Origin of the sequence: Brevibacterium sp. 50QC2O2 (assembly GCF_024580675.1) — a bacterium.
Taxonomy (GTDB): Bacteria; Actinomycetota; Actinomycetes; order Actinomycetales; family Brevibacteriaceae; genus Brevibacterium; species Brevibacterium moorei.
This window is the reverse complement of record NZ_JANIJZ010000003.1, coordinates 33113-47874: the sequence shown is the minus strand read 5'-3', so window position 1 is coordinate 47874 and position 14762 is coordinate 33113. Positions and strand designations below refer to the sequence as shown.

At 67.9% G+C, this 14762-nt stretch carries 12 protein-coding genes, 1 tRNA gene and 2 pseudogenes; 12 read left to right on the top strand and 3 right to left on the bottom strand.

Going from position 1 to position 14762, the window contains the following annotated elements; translation table 11 throughout:
* The first annotated feature begins 98 nt into the window (after positions 1-98).
* The 6 genes and pseudogenes from NQ038_RS03315 to NQ038_RS15560 all read left to right on the top strand — a co-directional run.
* The gene (locus tag NQ038_RS03315; protein ID WP_257048836.1) at positions 99-644 is read left to right on the top strand and encodes a hypothetical protein; all 546 of its coding nucleotides are present in this window, start codon (positions 99-101) and stop codon (positions 642-644) included.
* A 32-nt stretch (positions 645-676) separates the two neighbouring features.
* Positions 677-2427 (top strand): annotated as a pseudogene (locus tag NQ038_RS03310) (type IV secretory system conjugative DNA transfer family protein).
* Positions 2428-2525: 98 nt separating this feature from the next.
* Positions 2526-3011, top strand: a complete 486-nt coding sequence (locus NQ038_RS03305; RefSeq protein WP_257048838.1) for a hypothetical protein — start codon at positions 2526-2528, stop codon at positions 3009-3011.
* A 15-nt stretch (positions 3012-3026) separates the two neighbouring features.
* Positions 3027-3617, top strand: coding sequence for a hypothetical protein (locus NQ038_RS03300; RefSeq protein ID WP_257048840.1), 591 nt, complete (start codon positions 3027-3029; stop codon positions 3615-3617).
* Positions 3614-3850, top strand: coding sequence for a hypothetical protein (locus tag NQ038_RS03295; protein ID WP_257059126.1), 237 nt, complete (start codon positions 3614-3616; stop codon positions 3848-3850). The genes NQ038_RS03300 and NQ038_RS03295 overlap by 4 nt, the downstream gene beginning before the upstream one ends.
* A gap of 160 nt (positions 3851-4010) precedes the next feature.
* Positions 4011-5138 (top strand): annotated as a pseudogene (locus NQ038_RS15560) (recombinase family protein); the annotation flags it as partial.
* 595 nt (positions 5139-5733) lie between these two features.
* Here NQ038_RS15560 and NQ038_RS03285 read toward each other — a convergent pair.
* Together NQ038_RS03285 and NQ038_RS03280 are read right to left on the bottom strand one after the other, a co-directional pair.
* Positions 5734-5809 (bottom strand) — tRNA-Lys (locus tag NQ038_RS03285).
* A 78-nt stretch (positions 5810-5887) separates the two neighbouring features.
* On the bottom strand, positions 5888-7564 hold the full coding sequence (locus NQ038_RS03280; RefSeq protein WP_257048843.1) for a sulfatase-like hydrolase/transferase: 1677 nt from the start codon (positions 7562-7564) through the stop codon (positions 5888-5890).
* Positions 7565-7732: 168 nt separating this feature from the next.
* Between NQ038_RS03280 and NQ038_RS03275 the strand changes: the two genes are divergently transcribed.
* Both NQ038_RS03275 and NQ038_RS03270 read left to right on the top strand, forming a co-directional pair.
* Positions 7733-7990 carry a GlsB/YeaQ/YmgE family stress response membrane protein gene (locus NQ038_RS03275; protein WP_257048844.1) on the top strand — a complete coding sequence of 86 codons (258 nt, stop codon included), beginning with the start codon at positions 7733-7735 and terminating at the stop codon, positions 7988-7990.
* Between the two features lie 34 nt (positions 7991-8024).
* A complete protein-coding gene (locus NQ038_RS03270; protein WP_257048846.1) occupies positions 8025-8333 on the top strand; it encodes a hypothetical protein in 309 nt (102 codons plus the stop codon).
* Positions 8334-8434: 101 nt separating this feature from the next.
* On the opposite strand, the gene NQ038_RS03265 is transcribed toward NQ038_RS03270, so the two are convergent.
* Positions 8435-9877 carry an MFS transporter gene (locus NQ038_RS03265; protein ID WP_257061859.1) on the bottom strand — a complete coding sequence of 481 codons (1443 nt, stop codon included), beginning with the start codon at positions 9875-9877 and terminating at the stop codon, positions 8435-8437.
* Between the two features lie 238 nt (positions 9878-10115).
* Here NQ038_RS03265 and NQ038_RS03260 point away from each other — a divergent pair, with 238 nt between their 5' ends.
* The 4 genes from NQ038_RS03260 (at position 10116) to NQ038_RS03245 (ending at position 14744) form a co-directional block, all read left to right on the top strand.
* Positions 10116-11372 (top strand): MFS transporter, encoded by a 1257-nt coding sequence (locus NQ038_RS03260; protein ID WP_257048850.1) that lies wholly within the window; start codon positions 10116-10118, stop codon positions 11370-11372.
* A 236-nt stretch (positions 11373-11608) separates the two neighbouring features.
* Positions 11609-12427, top strand: coding sequence for a (Fe-S)-binding protein (locus NQ038_RS03255; protein WP_257048851.1), 819 nt, complete (start codon positions 11609-11611; stop codon positions 12425-12427).
* A complete protein-coding gene (locus NQ038_RS03250; RefSeq protein WP_257048852.1) occupies positions 12424-13998 on the top strand; it encodes a lactate utilization protein B in 1575 nt (524 codons plus the stop codon). Before NQ038_RS03255 ends, NQ038_RS03250 begins: the two co-directional genes overlap by 4 nt.
* Positions 13995-14744, top strand: a complete 750-nt coding sequence (locus tag NQ038_RS03245; RefSeq protein ID WP_257048853.1) for an LUD domain-containing protein — start codon at positions 13995-13997, stop codon at positions 14742-14744. The genes NQ038_RS03250 and NQ038_RS03245 overlap by 4 nt, the downstream gene beginning before the upstream one ends.
* The last annotated feature ends 18 nt before the right edge of the window (positions 14745-14762 follow it).

Here is a 14762-nt window from a genome sequence, read left to right as displayed (position 1 = left end):
GGGTGGTAACGAGCAGGTAGGGGTTCTTCGTCTCAGGCCAGCGTGTAGCGCGTCGATGAAGCCGGGCCTGGCACGGGCGGGCGGGCGCACCTGCGGGTATGAGACCTCTTCCTGATGCCCCCGATCGCTCCTCCGCGGCAGTCGTGCCGGTGTCGGTGCCGCTGCTCGTACTCGACGTCCAGTCCGATGGCACGCTGACCGCGCGGCTCGATGGGCAGGAGCTGGCTCCGCCGGATGGGGTGGAGGCGTGGCGGCGGGGGATGTTCGGGCAGATCGTTGACCTGGCCACGATGGAGCGGGCGTTCCCGGTGCGGGTGACCGTCCACGAGAGCGACGGCACCAGGTTCACCGACATCCTCCCTGCCGCCCATCGCCCGGTCGTGCAGCCCGACCCGGCCCCGGAATCCGCGCGGCCGTCGCGGCGTCGGGGCCGGCCCGCAGCACTGGTTGAGGTCGACGGTGGTGACGGGTTCATCGCCGGAGAAGACGTGGCGGTCGCGCTGATCATCGCCCGCACCGACGCCACCTACGAAGGGCACGTCCGCGCGCTCCTGGATCCCAGGACCATCGCCGCTGTGAAAGCGGGCGAGGTGGTGCTGGTCGGGCGAGTCTCGGGTGCGATTGCGATCCGGGGCCTGTCGTGACCGGCCCCCAGACCCGCCCCGGGAGCGGGGCGATGGGAGACGAGCTGACCAACCTCGTCCTCATCGCCATCGGCGGAATCATCGGGGTCGCGTTCGTGCTGCGCGCCGCCGGCAGCGTGGCGGCATTCCTCACCGGCACCGACCAACCGACCGCAGGCGCGACCGGCGGCATTGCCGTGTTCTTCGATCCCGGTGATCCGGGCGGGCAGCTCGGCGCTGACGACCTGAACCCGGTCGTCTACTGGATCGTCACCACCGTCATGCTCGGCGCCCTCGCCGCGGCCGGCATCTGGGCATCGCGACTGTTCCGGAGGATGACGCGGCAGGCCGCCGCCGACCCGCACCGGCAGGCAGGCGTCGCGACCGGGCACGAGGTCGCCCAGACGGCGTCGGCGCGGGCGTTGATGCGCCGCGCCAGCACCCTCCGACCCGCGCTTGATGATCCGCGTCCGGTGGATGTCGGGTACCGGTTGGGGCAGTCGCGGCGGTGCGAGGTGTGGGCGAGCGTGGAGGACTCGATCCTGCTGATCGGCCCGCCCCGCTCCGGGAAGGGCCTGCACCTGGTGATCCCCGCGATCCTCGACGCTCCCGGCGCCGTCGTCACCACCAGCACCCGCCCGGACAACCTCACCGCCTGCCTGCGCGCGAGAAAGCGTGTCGGCCCGGTCGCGGTGTTCGACCCGCAGCACCTCGCCGAAGGCCTCCCCGCCGGGCTGCGGTGGTCACCGATCCGGGGCTGCGAGTCCCCGCAGACCGCGATGATCCGCGCCGCCGGCCTCGCCTCCGCCACCGGCCTTTCTTCAGGCGGGGTCGAGGGCGGCGACTTCTGGGAAGGCAAGACCCGGGCAGCACTCCAAGCCCTGCTGCACGCCGCCGCCCTGGATGGCCGGTCGCCGGTCGAGCTGTTCCGGTGGACGCTCGACCCCACGAGCGCGGCGGATGCGGTCGCGATCCTCACCAACCACCCGCAGGCCGCGACCGGGTGGGCGGACTCGCTCGCCTCGATGATCGACTCCGATCCGCGCACCCGAGACTCGATCTGCAAGGCGTCTCCCTCTCCCTGGCTGCCCTCGCAGACCCGCGGGTGCTCGATGCGGTCTCCCCGGCAGAGGGCGAGGAGTTCGACCCAGAAGCCTTCATCCGCGACCGCGGCACGTTGTTCCTCCTCGCGACCGGTGCCGGAGCGGGCAACAGTGCCGCGCTGGTCGCCGCGCTGGTGGAGGATCTGATCGAGACCGCCCGCCGACTCGCCGCCCGCTCCACCGGGGCCAGGCTCGACCCGCCGATGCTGCTGGCCCTGGACGAGATCGGCAACCTCGCCCCGCTGCCGTCGCTGCCGACGTTGATGGCCGAAGGCGGCGGCACCGGGATCACCACCCTCGCGGTGCTCCAGTCCCTCGCCCAAGCCCGGGACAAGTGGAACGAGCACCAGGCCGGCGCGATCTGGGATGCCTCCATCGTGAAAGTCCTCCTCGGCGGCGCCTCCAACAGTCGTGATCTCCAAGACCTGTCCACGCTGATCGGGGAACGCGACGAGCTGACCGACTCCACCACGGTCGGCGACTATGGCTCCCGCTCCAACCAGCGCTCGATCCGCCGGGTGCTGATCCTGCCCCCGGACCGGATCAGGACGCTCCCGTTCGGCACCGCCGTCACGCTGCTCCGATCCGCGCCGCCGATCATCACCGATCTGCGCGGCTGGCCCACCCGCCCCGACGGGACACAGCTCGCTGCGGATCGGGCCGAGGTCGAACAGCTCCTCCACAACGTCCACCAGAGCTGATTCCGTCGCGGAGCTCGCAGGGTCGGGTGAGTGCACCTGCCTGCTGAAGCCGCCCACGTCAGAGGTGCGCGGCCTGAGCAGACCTACGGGAGCACACGATGGACGAGCAGCAGCAGTCTCAGCAGCCGGATCCGGAACTCGGGCAAGCGTTCTACGGGTTCGTCGCCTCGACCCCGAAGCGGACGTACCACGACGGGGTGCCACGCCTGTACTTCAAGGCCGGGCAGGAGCACCACGAGTATGCCCCGGACGGGTCGCGGATCAAGCTGCCGACCACCTTCCACGACGTCGTCGCCTTCCGGGGCGCGGCCGAGGCCGGGTACGCGAAGCTCGCCAAGCAGGACTGGTTCATCGCACACGGCACCCTCAAGCCGAGCACCAACCCGAAGACCGGCGTCGAGTCGAACGAGTTCATCGCGAACCGGCTCGGACATGACGCCTCCCGCATGAACACCGAGGTCGGCACGTCGCGCCGGCTGTCGCAGATGGAGCCCCCGAAGCAGGCCGGGCCCGAACGCGCCGTCGAGTTCAGCGCCCCGGAACCCGAACAGCCCAAGACCGTGCAGCCCGCCCGGGCCCTGTGAGAAGGGGCGGACATCATGAACGACGACACCACGACACCTGCTGATCCGGTGGAGCCGGAGGACTGGGACGACCTGGACGACGCATTCGACCCGGCAGGCGCGGGCGATGACGTGCCTGGGCCGCCGCGGCCGGTGAACTGGAACCTGCTGCTCTCACACGACCTGGAGCAGGAATGGCTCGCCCTGAACCGGTGGGTCGAATGGCTCCGTCACACCTACGCCCTGCCGGCCTCGGTGATCCCGCCGCTGTGGCACCGCCACCCCGAACTGCTCTGGGAGCTGTCCGCGCTGCACCTGCACTGGCTCGCCGCCTACGACCCCGAGCAGAACGCCAGCGCCCCGATCGGCTGGCACCGCGACTTCGCTGCCGCTCGCCAGCGGCTGCGCGACTGGGTCGCCGCATCCGGCACCCGACTGGACCGCGACCGGCCCTCCCGACAGACCGCCTGGCCCGGCGAACCACCCGCCCCGACCGTCGAGGACACCCCGATCGAGGACCGTCGCGCCGACTTCGTGCAGTACGTGATCGAGCAGGTCGCCCGCAGCAAAGCCGCCGAGGACTCCTTCTTCGCCGGGATCGATTATGCGGAAGGAGACGAGCAGTGACCCGCTCCAGCACCCCGCCGCCGCGCATGAAGAACCACCGGGTGCAAGCCGAACCACGACAGAGCCCGGACCTGCACCAGCTCGCGCGGCTGTTCATCGGGATGGCCCAGGCCCGCGCCCGCGACGCCCACACCGCTCATAGCGCCCCAGACCCGGGCAGCACGGCTGCGGAGTCGCCGGGGCTCGCCGACCGGCCGTCCGGTGCCCGTGACGAGTCCGGAGCTCCGAGGTAGAATCGATGTACGTCGCCAGCGGCGGACCGGGTACCGGATCGCCGTGGTACGACCTTCTTGCTGAGCCCTTCGGGGCACTACCTATCACCACCCGCAAGGGTGGTTTCCGGGTCTTGTTGTTTCCTTACTGTCGCACCGCACGAGCAGGTTTCTCCAGCTCGTGTTGGCCCCACCTGTGGGGAAGGAAACACGACCCGTGTCCACTGCGAATACGTTCTCCGGCACGCCCGGAGACACTGACTGCCTGGCCCCGGCGGGGCCGCCATCGTTCGACCTGAGCCAGATCGGCGAGACCACCACGCTCGCCGTGTCCTACCTGCGCGTGTCCACCAAGGAGCAGGCCTCCAAGGGCGGACGGGACGAGGGCTTCTCGATCCCCGCGCAGCGCGAGGCGAACCTCCGCAAGGCCCAAGACCTCGGCGCGGTCGTGATCGAGGAGTTCGTCGATGCGGGCGAGTCCGCCCGCAAGGCCGATCGCCCCGCGCTGATGGAGATGATCGAGTACGTCAAGACCCACCCGGTCGCGTACTGCATCGTCCACAAGGTCGACCGCCTCGCCCGCAACCGTGCCGATGATGTCGCGATCCACCTCGCGCTCAAAGAGGCCGGGGTGCTGCTGGTGTCCGCGACGGAGAACATCGATGAGACCCCGTCGGGGATGCTGCTGCACGGCATCATGTCCACGATCGCGGAGTTCTACTCCCGCAACCTCGCCAACGAGGTCTCCAAGGGCATGACCCAGAAGGCCATCACCGGCGGCACCAACGGCAAGGCCCCGATCGGCTACCTCAACGCCACCCACCGCGACGAACTGGGCCGGGAGGTGCGCAGCATCGAAGTCGACCCGAAGCGCGGCCCGCTCATCAAGTGGGCGTTCGAGGCGTACGCGACGGGGAACTACTCGACCATCACCCTCCGCGAAGAACTCATCGACCGCGGCCTGACGACCGTGCCGACGCCGAAGCGACCCGAGAAGGCGCCCGGGCTGTCCACGATCCAGCAGCTGCTCGCCAGCCCGTACTACAAGGGCAACGTGCTGTTCAAAGGCGCGATGTACGACGGCCTGCACGAACCCCTCGTCGCTCCCGAGGTCTGGTACCGGGTGCAGACCGTGCTCGCCTCGCACCGCATCTCCGGGGAGAAGACCCAGGCCCACGACCACTACCTCAAGGGCAGCATCTTCTGCGGTACGTGCGGGTCGCGGCTGATCCTCACCAACGCCAAGAGCGGCCGTGGGGTGATCTACCCGTACTTCATCTGCTCCGGCCGGCACAAGAAGCGCACCGCCTGCGACCGTAAGGCCATGTACGTGCCCGACGTCGAAGCCGCCGTCGAAGACTACTACCGCAGCGTGCAGATCCCCGCCCACGTCATCGAGCCGCTGCGCAAGCTCATCCACGCCGAGTTCGACCGGCTCTACGCCACCGCGAAGAGCGAGCGCAAGAGCCAGATCGCCGAACGCGACCGGCTGCATGACGAGCGCCACAAGCTCCTGCAAGCCCACTACGCCGGAGCCGTGCCCATCGACCTGCTCAAGTCGGAGCAGGACCGCATCGCCCGACAGATCGGGTTCCTCGACGCCCGCATCGAAGCCAGCTCCGTCGAGTACGAACAGGCCCGCGCCCACCTGGACGACTGCCTTGCCCTGGCAGGCAACGCGCACAAGATCTACATGAGCGTGGACGACTCCCTGCGTCGCATCGCGAACCAGGCGTTCTTCGAACGCCTGCTCGTCACAAACGACGGCATCGACGGCCAGGCAGGGGAGCCGTTCCACATCCTGTTCGACCCCGGAGTACAGCAAACTGCCGCCTCCCCAGACGGGGAGACGGCAGTCCACGCAGGTCAAACCGGAAATGTCGGCGGTTTGAACAACCAACTTCTGGTGGGCCCCGAGGGGATCGAACCCTCGACCCGCGGATTAAAAGTCCGCTGCTCTACCAACTGAGCTAGAGGCCCGTGCGTGGGAGATCATGCGACCGCCACACACCCGAACATCCTAACGCCTGTCGGTGGGTTTGGAAAAATCCGCACGCCTCACTTCGCCTCGCCCCAGGCCCTGGCGTAGAAGTCGCCGGACCTGGCATCCAGGAGTTCCTTGTACTTGTTCTCATCCAACGCCTGCGCGGACTCTGCCGGGATTTCCGGCGCGAAGGCCGAAACGCCCAGGCCCGCCCGGGAACCGGTGGCCGGCACTCCGACGGCGTCCATGATCGTGGGCAGCCAGTTGAGCTGGTCCACGCCTGCGCGCGGGGTGCCCAACGGTGTTTTACCGTTCTTCGTCCCCGGCACCCAGATGCGATTGAACACGGTGCGGTCGTCACGGCCGTCGAGTTCCTCGTGGTAGGCGTTCCACCCGGCCATGTGCTTGAGGTGGTCGCCCATTACGACGACGGTCGTATCGTCGAGGTACCCCTTGTCCTTCATGTGGTCGAGGAAGCCCGCGACGGTGGCCATAGAGCAGGAGAACACGGAGGCCAGCTGATCCTGGGTGTCGACCTTGCAGGAGTCGTAGACGTGCACGGGTTCGTGCGTGTCCAGCGTCAGCATCGACAGGTTGAACGGCTTGCCGGTCTTCTGCGACTTCTTGTGCAGCTGGTCGACCTCGTCCTTCGCGTGCTCCATCAGCCGCTTATCGCTCAGGCCCCAGTCGCTGCGGATGTCCTTGGAGGCCTCGCCGGCGGCCCGCCAGGTCTTGAGGTCCTTGATGGTGTCGTAACCGTGGGTGCGCAGGAACGTTCCCTTGGCCGCGAAGTCCGCGTTCGCCCCGCCTATGAAGGTGTTCGTGTACCCGTTGTCGGCCAGCACATCGCCCAGGCAGGTCTGCCCTGACATGAAGCTGTCCAGTTCCGTTCCCAGCTCGTTCATGATCTTGTCGCCGGTCGCAGCGCTCTTGCCGCGCAGGGGGATGCCGCACTGGCTGGAGACGATTCCGGCCATGGTCCAGCCCCCGCCGTGGTACTGCTGCAGGCCGTCGATCCCGGCCCAGCCCTGCGTGGCCTCCTTGGCAGGTGCCAGCATGTCCTTCTCGAACACGCTGTCATCGCCCAGCGTCGCCTCCCCAGACTCCAGGTAGATCAACACCAGGTTCTTCTTGCCCCCGGCGACCTTCTTCGCAGCGGCCCTGTCAACCGTGGGCTGCGCATAATAGGGCCCCAGGTCCAGGTTCGAGCGCACCGCACGGATGTAGTCCGGCATGCTCACAGCCGAGGAGAACGTCGCCGTGCCGGTCACGGCGATGGCCGTGACGAGCGCGATCGGCACCACTGCACCGAAGCGCCGCAGTCCCCTCCCGGTGGGGCTCTGCACGGCCGCGATCCGGCGGACGCCCGTGGCCTTGGACGTGCGGCCCGCACGCTTGCGGCCGGGGCGGCGCAGCAGATAGACGATGACGGCCAGCAGTACCGTGGCGACCAGCGGTACGACGCCGATCCACCAGACGGCCTGGATAGCCAGGTCGCCGCCCCCGCCGTCACGGCGGACGCCGGTGATGTTCGTCAGCATCTGGTCGACGGTGATATCGCCCCAGACCTGGCGGATGTTCCATCCGGCGGCCAACAGCGTCAGGCCCACCCAGACCAGCAGCCAACCACCGATCCGCGCGCTCCAGCGGCCCGCCACACGCAGGGCTCGCAGGGTGCGCGGCCATTTCCTCGACTCGGTACTCGACTCGTCCGACTCCTGGGACACAGGGCCTCCGTCTTCCTCGTTCATTGCCCGGTTCCTCACCGGGTAGGTCGCCTCTTCGGCATCCGGACTCACCAGGATACCGGCAAGGCACCTGGTCGTGGTAGTGTGGGTCCCCTCTGCCCCGGCTCCTGGCCCATCATTCGCCCTGTCTCTTCCCAGCCCGGTTCCACCGATGCTTGTTAGGCTGACCACATGAGTATCTTGGCGTGGATCATCGTGGGGCTGGTGGCCGGTGCCATCGCCCGTTTCCTGCTGCCGGGGGACCACGGCGGTGGTTTCTTCAGCAACCTGTTGTTGGGCGTCGTCGGTGCGATCGTCGGCGGCTTCATCGGCCGTGCCCTGGGCTTCAACCCCAACCTGGCGTTCTTCTCCTGGAGCACCTGGCTGTTCGCCGTGGGAGGTTCGCTTGTGGTGCTGGTCCTCGCCGGCCTGGTCCGAGGCCGCCGGTGAGACCGCCGAAGACCCGCGGAGTAGGATCGCACACATGAAAGCAGCTGAAGAAGTGAACACCGCAGCCGTCGTCGCCGCGGGCCTGGTGGGCGGCTATCTGACCGCCCGCGAAACCCTTATCCGCCCCCTCGGCGGAGTCGTCCTGGCCGCCGCCGGCGCCTACGCCGGCCGCAGCTGGCTGAAGAAGACCAACCCGGCCACCACCTCGGCGCTGGCCGCGACGTACCTGCTGGGCTTCGGCCTGTCACATCCGCTTGCCAAGAAGCTCGGCGCCTGGCCCGCCGTGGGCGTCGTCACCGCTGTGGCCGCGGGTGCCGCATGGGCACTGTCGGATCGCAAGTGAGTTAGACACCGGAACCACACACGAGGGCGGCGCCCGCGGATGATCTCCGCGGGCGCCGCCCTCGTGTATTGCGGGGATGCGCTGCCGGCACCCGCCCGGGGTCAGGCGAGTTCGGCTTCCATATCGACGTGCGTGGTGTCCTTGGCCAGGAGCAGGGCGATCACCGTGAGCACCGCACCGACCAGCATGTACAGGCCGACGGTGAAGATCGAACCGCCGTTCGAGTGCTGCCACAGCGCGACCATGGCGAACGGGGCGGGACCCGCGCCGATGACCGAGGACATGTTGTACGAGATCGCCGAACCCGTGTACCGGACGTTCGCGGGGAACAGCTCAGGCAGATAGGCCGCCATCGGCCCGAAGGTCAGGCCCATCAGGGTGAAGCCGATGATCAGACCGGCCAACACCCCTGCGGTGCCGGCGGTGAACAGGGGCTGCAGGCACAGGCCGTAGACCCCGATCAGCACGGTGACGATGCTCAGCATCTTGCGCCGGCCCATTTTCTCCGCCAGCGGTCCGGAGACCACGGTGAAGACGCCGAAGAAGATCACGCCGATGATGAGGTAGACCAGGAATTCGTTCTTGGTGTAGCCCAGGCCGGGCACGAAGGTCGCCGGATCGAAGGCCTTGCCGGCCTTGGCCGCAGCGGCAGCCGCCTTATCGGTGGTGTCGGGCGAGGTGCCGTAGGTCAGGGTGAAGGCGGTCATGAAGTAGAACAGCACATAGGTCGCCAACATGATGAAGGTGCCCAGGACCATCTGCCACCAGCTGGTCCTGAAGACCGTGGCGATGGGGGCCTTGGCGATCTGCTGCTTCTGTTCCACCAGCTGGAAGGCCGGGGTCTCCATCAGGGACATGCGGACCCACAGGCCCACGGCCACCAGGATGGCCGACAGCAGGAACGGGATGCGCCAGCCCCAGTTCAGGAAGGCCTCGGGCGAGATCCCGTAGCTGATTCCCACGAACAACAGGTTTGCGATGATGAAGCCCACCGGGGCGCCCAGCTGGGGGAACGTGCCCCAGATGGCCCGTTTGCCCTGCGGAGCGTTCTCGGTCGCCAGCAGTGCCGCGCCGGACCACTCACCGCCCAGGCCCACACCCTGGCAGAAACGCAGCAGCACCAGGAACAGCGGGGCCAGGATCATCCATCCGGGGGTCTCCGCCGTGGGCAGCAGACCGATCAGGAAGGTGCCGATGCCCATGATGAGCAGCGAGGCGATCAGGGTCTTCTTACGGCCGATCCGGTCGCCGAAGTGGCCGAAGAGGACCGAGCCGATCGGGCGCGCGACGAAGGCGACGCCGAACACGGCGAAGGAGCTCAGCAGCTGCGTCGTCGAGGTCTGGTGCGGGAAGAACAGAGCGGGGAAGACCAGCGAGGATGCGGTCGCGTACGAGTAGAAGTCGAAGAACTCGATCGTCGTACCGATCATCGACGCCGTCAGGACTTTGCCGCGGGTGTTCGTCTTGCGGGCCAGTGCGATGTTGTCGACCGCCTGACCGCCATGAGCCGCGCCTGCCGCGGCATTACTGGTGTGGGTGGACATGATCCCTTGATTCTTGATTCCGAATGGTGAAACGGCGAACGGCCGGGCCATGGGTGAGCCTGAGTGTTCTTTGCGCGATTGCTGTGGCACTCGCGCAAAGAAGACAGTACGCCCGAGGACAAGGGAAAATCTCACGAAATCTCATTTAATGAGATCCATGTGACTCACTATACGAAACTGAAAAGCACACCCCAGTACCGTTATGCGGGTCGCCTCCCAGCCACTAGGCTTACACCCCGTGCCCGCTCTCCCACTGCTTCCCACTGGCCGCCATTCACTGCCCGTCCCCGTGTCCTATGCCTGTTTGGCCATCGGTGCCTTCGGACTGGGCCTGACGGAATTCGCCACCATGGGGCTGATGCCCCAGTTCGCCGCGGACCTGGGAGTGAGCATCACCGAGGCCGGCCATGCGGTCTCCGCCTACGCCCTGGGCGTGGTGGTGGGCGCACCCCTCATCACCGCCCTGACCTCCCGTGTCCCGCGCAAGCCGCTGCTGCTGGCCATGGTGTGCCTGTTCATCCTGGGCAACCTGCTGGTGGCGACCAGCCCCAGTATGTCGATGCTGCTCATCGCCCGCGTCGTCTCCGGGCTGCCCCACGGCGTCTACCTGGGAGTCGCCGGAATCGTCGCAGCCCGCCTAACCCGCCCTGAGCGCTCGGGGACGGCCGTGGCGCGGGTGATGCTGGGCATGACGATCGCGAACATCGTCGGCGTACCGGCGGCCACCGTGCTGGGCGCCCAGCTGGGCTGGCGCACCTCCTATTTCGTCTTCGCAGCCGTCGGAGTGGTCAACTTCCTGGCGGTGGCCCTGTTCGTGCCCGCCGTCGGAGCCACGGGGACGAACACTGCCACGGGGGACCCCGCCCCGGCCCAGCGGCCCTCGACCCGGGCCGAGCTGCGCACCCTGGCCCGCCCACAGGTGGTGCTGACCCTGCTGGCCGGCTCCCTGGGGTTCGGCGGCATGTTCGCCGTCTACACCTATATCGCGCCGACGGTGACCGATCTGGCCGGTGCCGCGGACTCCGTGGTCCCCTGGGTGCTGGTGGCCTATGGAGTCGGGATGACCCTGGGCTCGCTGATCGCAGGCCCGCTGATCGACAAGTCGATCGAACGCGCCGTCATCATCGGAGTGGCGGGCCTGGGCATCGTCCTGGCCGCCTTCGGCACCCTGGCCCACCTGTTCCCGGCGATCGTGGTGTGCATGGTGCTCCTGGGCATCGGCGGTTCCATCTTCACCACGGGCCTGCAGGTGCGCCTGATGCGCGAAACCCACGACGCCCCCAGCATGTCCGCCGCGATGAATCAATCGGCGTTCAATCTGGCCAATGCCCTGGGCGCGTTCCTCGGCGGGGTCGTGATCGACGCGGGACTGGGCTACCGGGCGCCGGCCTTCACCGGGGTCGGGCTGACCGCAATCGGCTTCTGCTTCATCCTGGCCGCCGTGATCGGCTACCGGCGCCGACGGACCCGGGCCCGCGACGTAGTGCCCGTGTGAGCGCTCACCTTAACGCAAGGACAGCTTTGCGATTTCATCCCAGCCGATCTTAAAACATCGCAGGTCAGGGGTGTCGTGGCCTGGATAACCGGCGTCACGACGTTGCGCAGAACACGGTCGGGCCAGCCGCCGAGCCGGGACGGCCCATCGTGCGTACGGTAGTTCCAGCGGCAGGCGGAAACCGCTGAACCCGACCGGCCTGCCAATCGACACACTGCGGATTATTGGGAGACACCGTGAGAATCGCGCTTTTCGCTACGTGCATCGTCGATGCGATGTACCCGGAGGTGGCACGCGCGACCGTCAGCATTCTGGAACGACTGGGGCATGAGGTCATCTTCCCCGCCGGCCAGGCCTGCTGCGGTCAGATGCACATCAACTCCGGCAAGTTCAAGCAGGCCTACCCGGTCGTGGAGAACCACGTGCGGGCATTCGAGGCCGAATCCTGGGACTATGCCGTGGCCCCCAGTGGTTCCTGCGTGGCCTCACTGGGCCACCAGCACCCCATGATCGCCGAATACAACAACGACGACGAGCTGTCCAAGCGCGCCACCGACATCGCCGGGCGCACCATGGAACTGGCGCAGTTCCTCACCGATGTCGAGGGCATCACCGATGCCGCCGAACAGTTGGGCTCGTACTTCCCGTACAAGATCGCCTACCACCCCTCCTGCCACGGGATGCGGCTGCTGCGCCTGGGCGACCGGCAGCAGCGCCTCTTGGAGACCGTCGAGGGCGCCACAGTGGTCAAGGCCGATAACTGGGATTCCTGCTGCGGCTTCGGCGGCACCTTCTCCGTGAAGAACCCGCAGGTGTCCTCGGCGATGCTCTCGGACAAGGTCGACGCGATCATCGGAACCGGCGCACAGGTGTGCTCCGGCGGCGACGCCAGCTGCCTCATGCACATCGGCGGCGGCCTCTCGCGCACCTCGGAACTGCTGCCGGCCCAGGGCAGCGTGCCCGCCACGGTCCACCTGGCCCGGATCCTGGCCTCGACCAAGGAGAACCCGCTGGTCCTCGACGAAGAGCTCGTGAGCGGAGGTGCCCTGCGATGACCGCCGTCAACATCGGAACCCCCATGGTCCTCGGCAAGGACGGCGTGACCCTGCGGCCGGTCGCCGGCCAGGGCTTCCTGAAGGAGGGCGCGCCCTTCCCGCAGGTCGCCGAACACGAACTGAGCAATGTCCAGCTGCGCACCAACCTGACGAAGGCCACCACCACGATCCGCGGCAAGCGGGCACTGCGCGTGGCCGAACGCCCCGACTGGGAGGACCTGCGCGACAACGGCTCGGGCGTGAAGTCCTATGTGATGGACCGGCTGCCCGAACTGCTGACCCAGTTCGAAGCCGCCTTCACCGCCCGCGGCGGCCACGTCCACTGGGCGCGCAACGCAGACGAGGCCAACAGGATCGTCGAGGACCTGGTCAAGCAGAACGCACCCGTGCTGGACAACGGCCGGCGCGAGGTCATCAAGGTCAAGTCGATGGCCACCCAGGAGATCGGCCTGAACGAATACCTCGAGCCCCACGGCATCGACGCCTTCGAAACCGACCTGGCCGAACTCATCGTCCAGCTGGGCCACGACCGCCCCAGCCACATCCTGGTGCCGGCCATCCACCGCAACCGCGACGAGATCCGCGAGATCTTCCTGCGCGAGATGGACGATGCCGACCCGAACCTGTCGAACAATCCGCAGGATCTGGCCGAGGCCAGCCGCAAGCACCTGCGCAAGAAGTTCATGTCCACCAAGGTCGCGATCTCCGGCGCCAACTTCGGCATCGCCGAAACCGGCACCCTGGGCGTGGTCGAGTCCGAGGGCAACGGCCGGATGTGTGTGACCCTGCCGGAGACCCTCATCACCGTCATGGGCATCGAGAAGCTGCTGCCGAAGTTCGAGGACCTCGGCACCTTCATGCAGCTGCTGCCGCGTTCGTCCACCGGCGAGCGGATGAACCCGTACACCTCCTACTGGACGGGCGTGAGCGAGGGCGACGGTCCGCAGAACGTGCACATCGTGCTGCTGGACAACGGGCGGACCAGGGCGCTGGCAGATGAGCACGGCCGCCAGGCCCTGCACTGCATCCGCTGCTCTGCCTGCATGAACGTCTGCCCCGTCTACGAGCGCACCGGCGGGCACGCCTACGGCTCTGTCTACCCCGGCCCGATCGGTGCGATCCTGACCCCGCTGCTGACCGGTGTGGACGAGAGCGAGAACGGCAGCCTGCCGTACGCCTCGAGCCTGTGCGGCTCCTGCTACGACGCCTGCCCCGTGAAGATCAACATCCCGGAGATGCTGGTGCGCCTGCGCGCCGAGGACGTGGAGAACAAGGAGCGCAAGGCAGAGCAGAAGGCCGGTGTGCTGGGCAAGCTGCCGCACAGCCAGCTGGACGCGGCACTGACCGCGGCCTCCTGGATGATGTCGGACGGCAAGCGCATGGCCGCGGTCGAGAAGGGCCTGCCGCTGGCGAAGCTGATGGTCTCCCCCGAGGGCCTGAAGAAGGCCCCAGGCGTGGCGGGCAAGTGGACGAAGACTCGCACGGTCCCCCAGCCGCCCAAGGAATCGTTCCGGACGTGGTGGGCCAGGGAACGCGGGAATTCCGCCCGTGGGAACGGAGATGCGAAATGACCTCGAATCCGCTCAAGAGGATGCTGGGCACCAAACCGGCCGCCGACCCGGAAACGGAACCGCAGCCGTCCTTCCCCGACGCCCGCTCCGAAGTCCTGGCCAGGATCTCCGCGGCCCTGGGCCGCGAGGGCACCGTGGGCGAGCAGGGCTTCGTACCGGCCGATCACGAACCGCCGGAGATCCCGGCGCACCAGTCCGTGACCGGCGAGCTGGACCGCGAGGGTCTGGTCGCGCTGCTGACCGACCGGCTGGTCGACTACGACGCCGGTGTCACCCGCGTGTCCGAGGCCGAGGTCCCGGCGACCGTGGCGCGCCTGCTCGGGGATGCCAAGCGGATCGTGGTGCCCGATGATCTGGACGACGCCCTGCTGTCCGAGGTCACCGCCGAGGTGCGCCAGGATTCCGGTTCGGATCCCACGCCCAAGGAGGAGCTGAACACGGTGATCGACGCAGTGGTCACCGGTTCCCAGGTGGCGATCGCCGACACCGGCACGATCTGCCTGTCCGGCCCCGGCTGCGGGCGCCGCGCGATCACCCTGGTGCCCGATCACCACATCTGCCTGGTGTTCGTCTCCGACATCGTGCAGCTGGTGCCCGAGGCCGTGGGGATCCTCATCGAACGCGAGCTCGCCACCTGGCCCCAGACCTGGGTGTCGGGGCCGTCGGCCACCGTGGACATCGAACTGGAGCGGGTGGCCGGCGTGCACGGCCCCCGCACCCTGGACGTGGTCCTGGTCGACGACTGACCCGCCCGCAGATCCCGT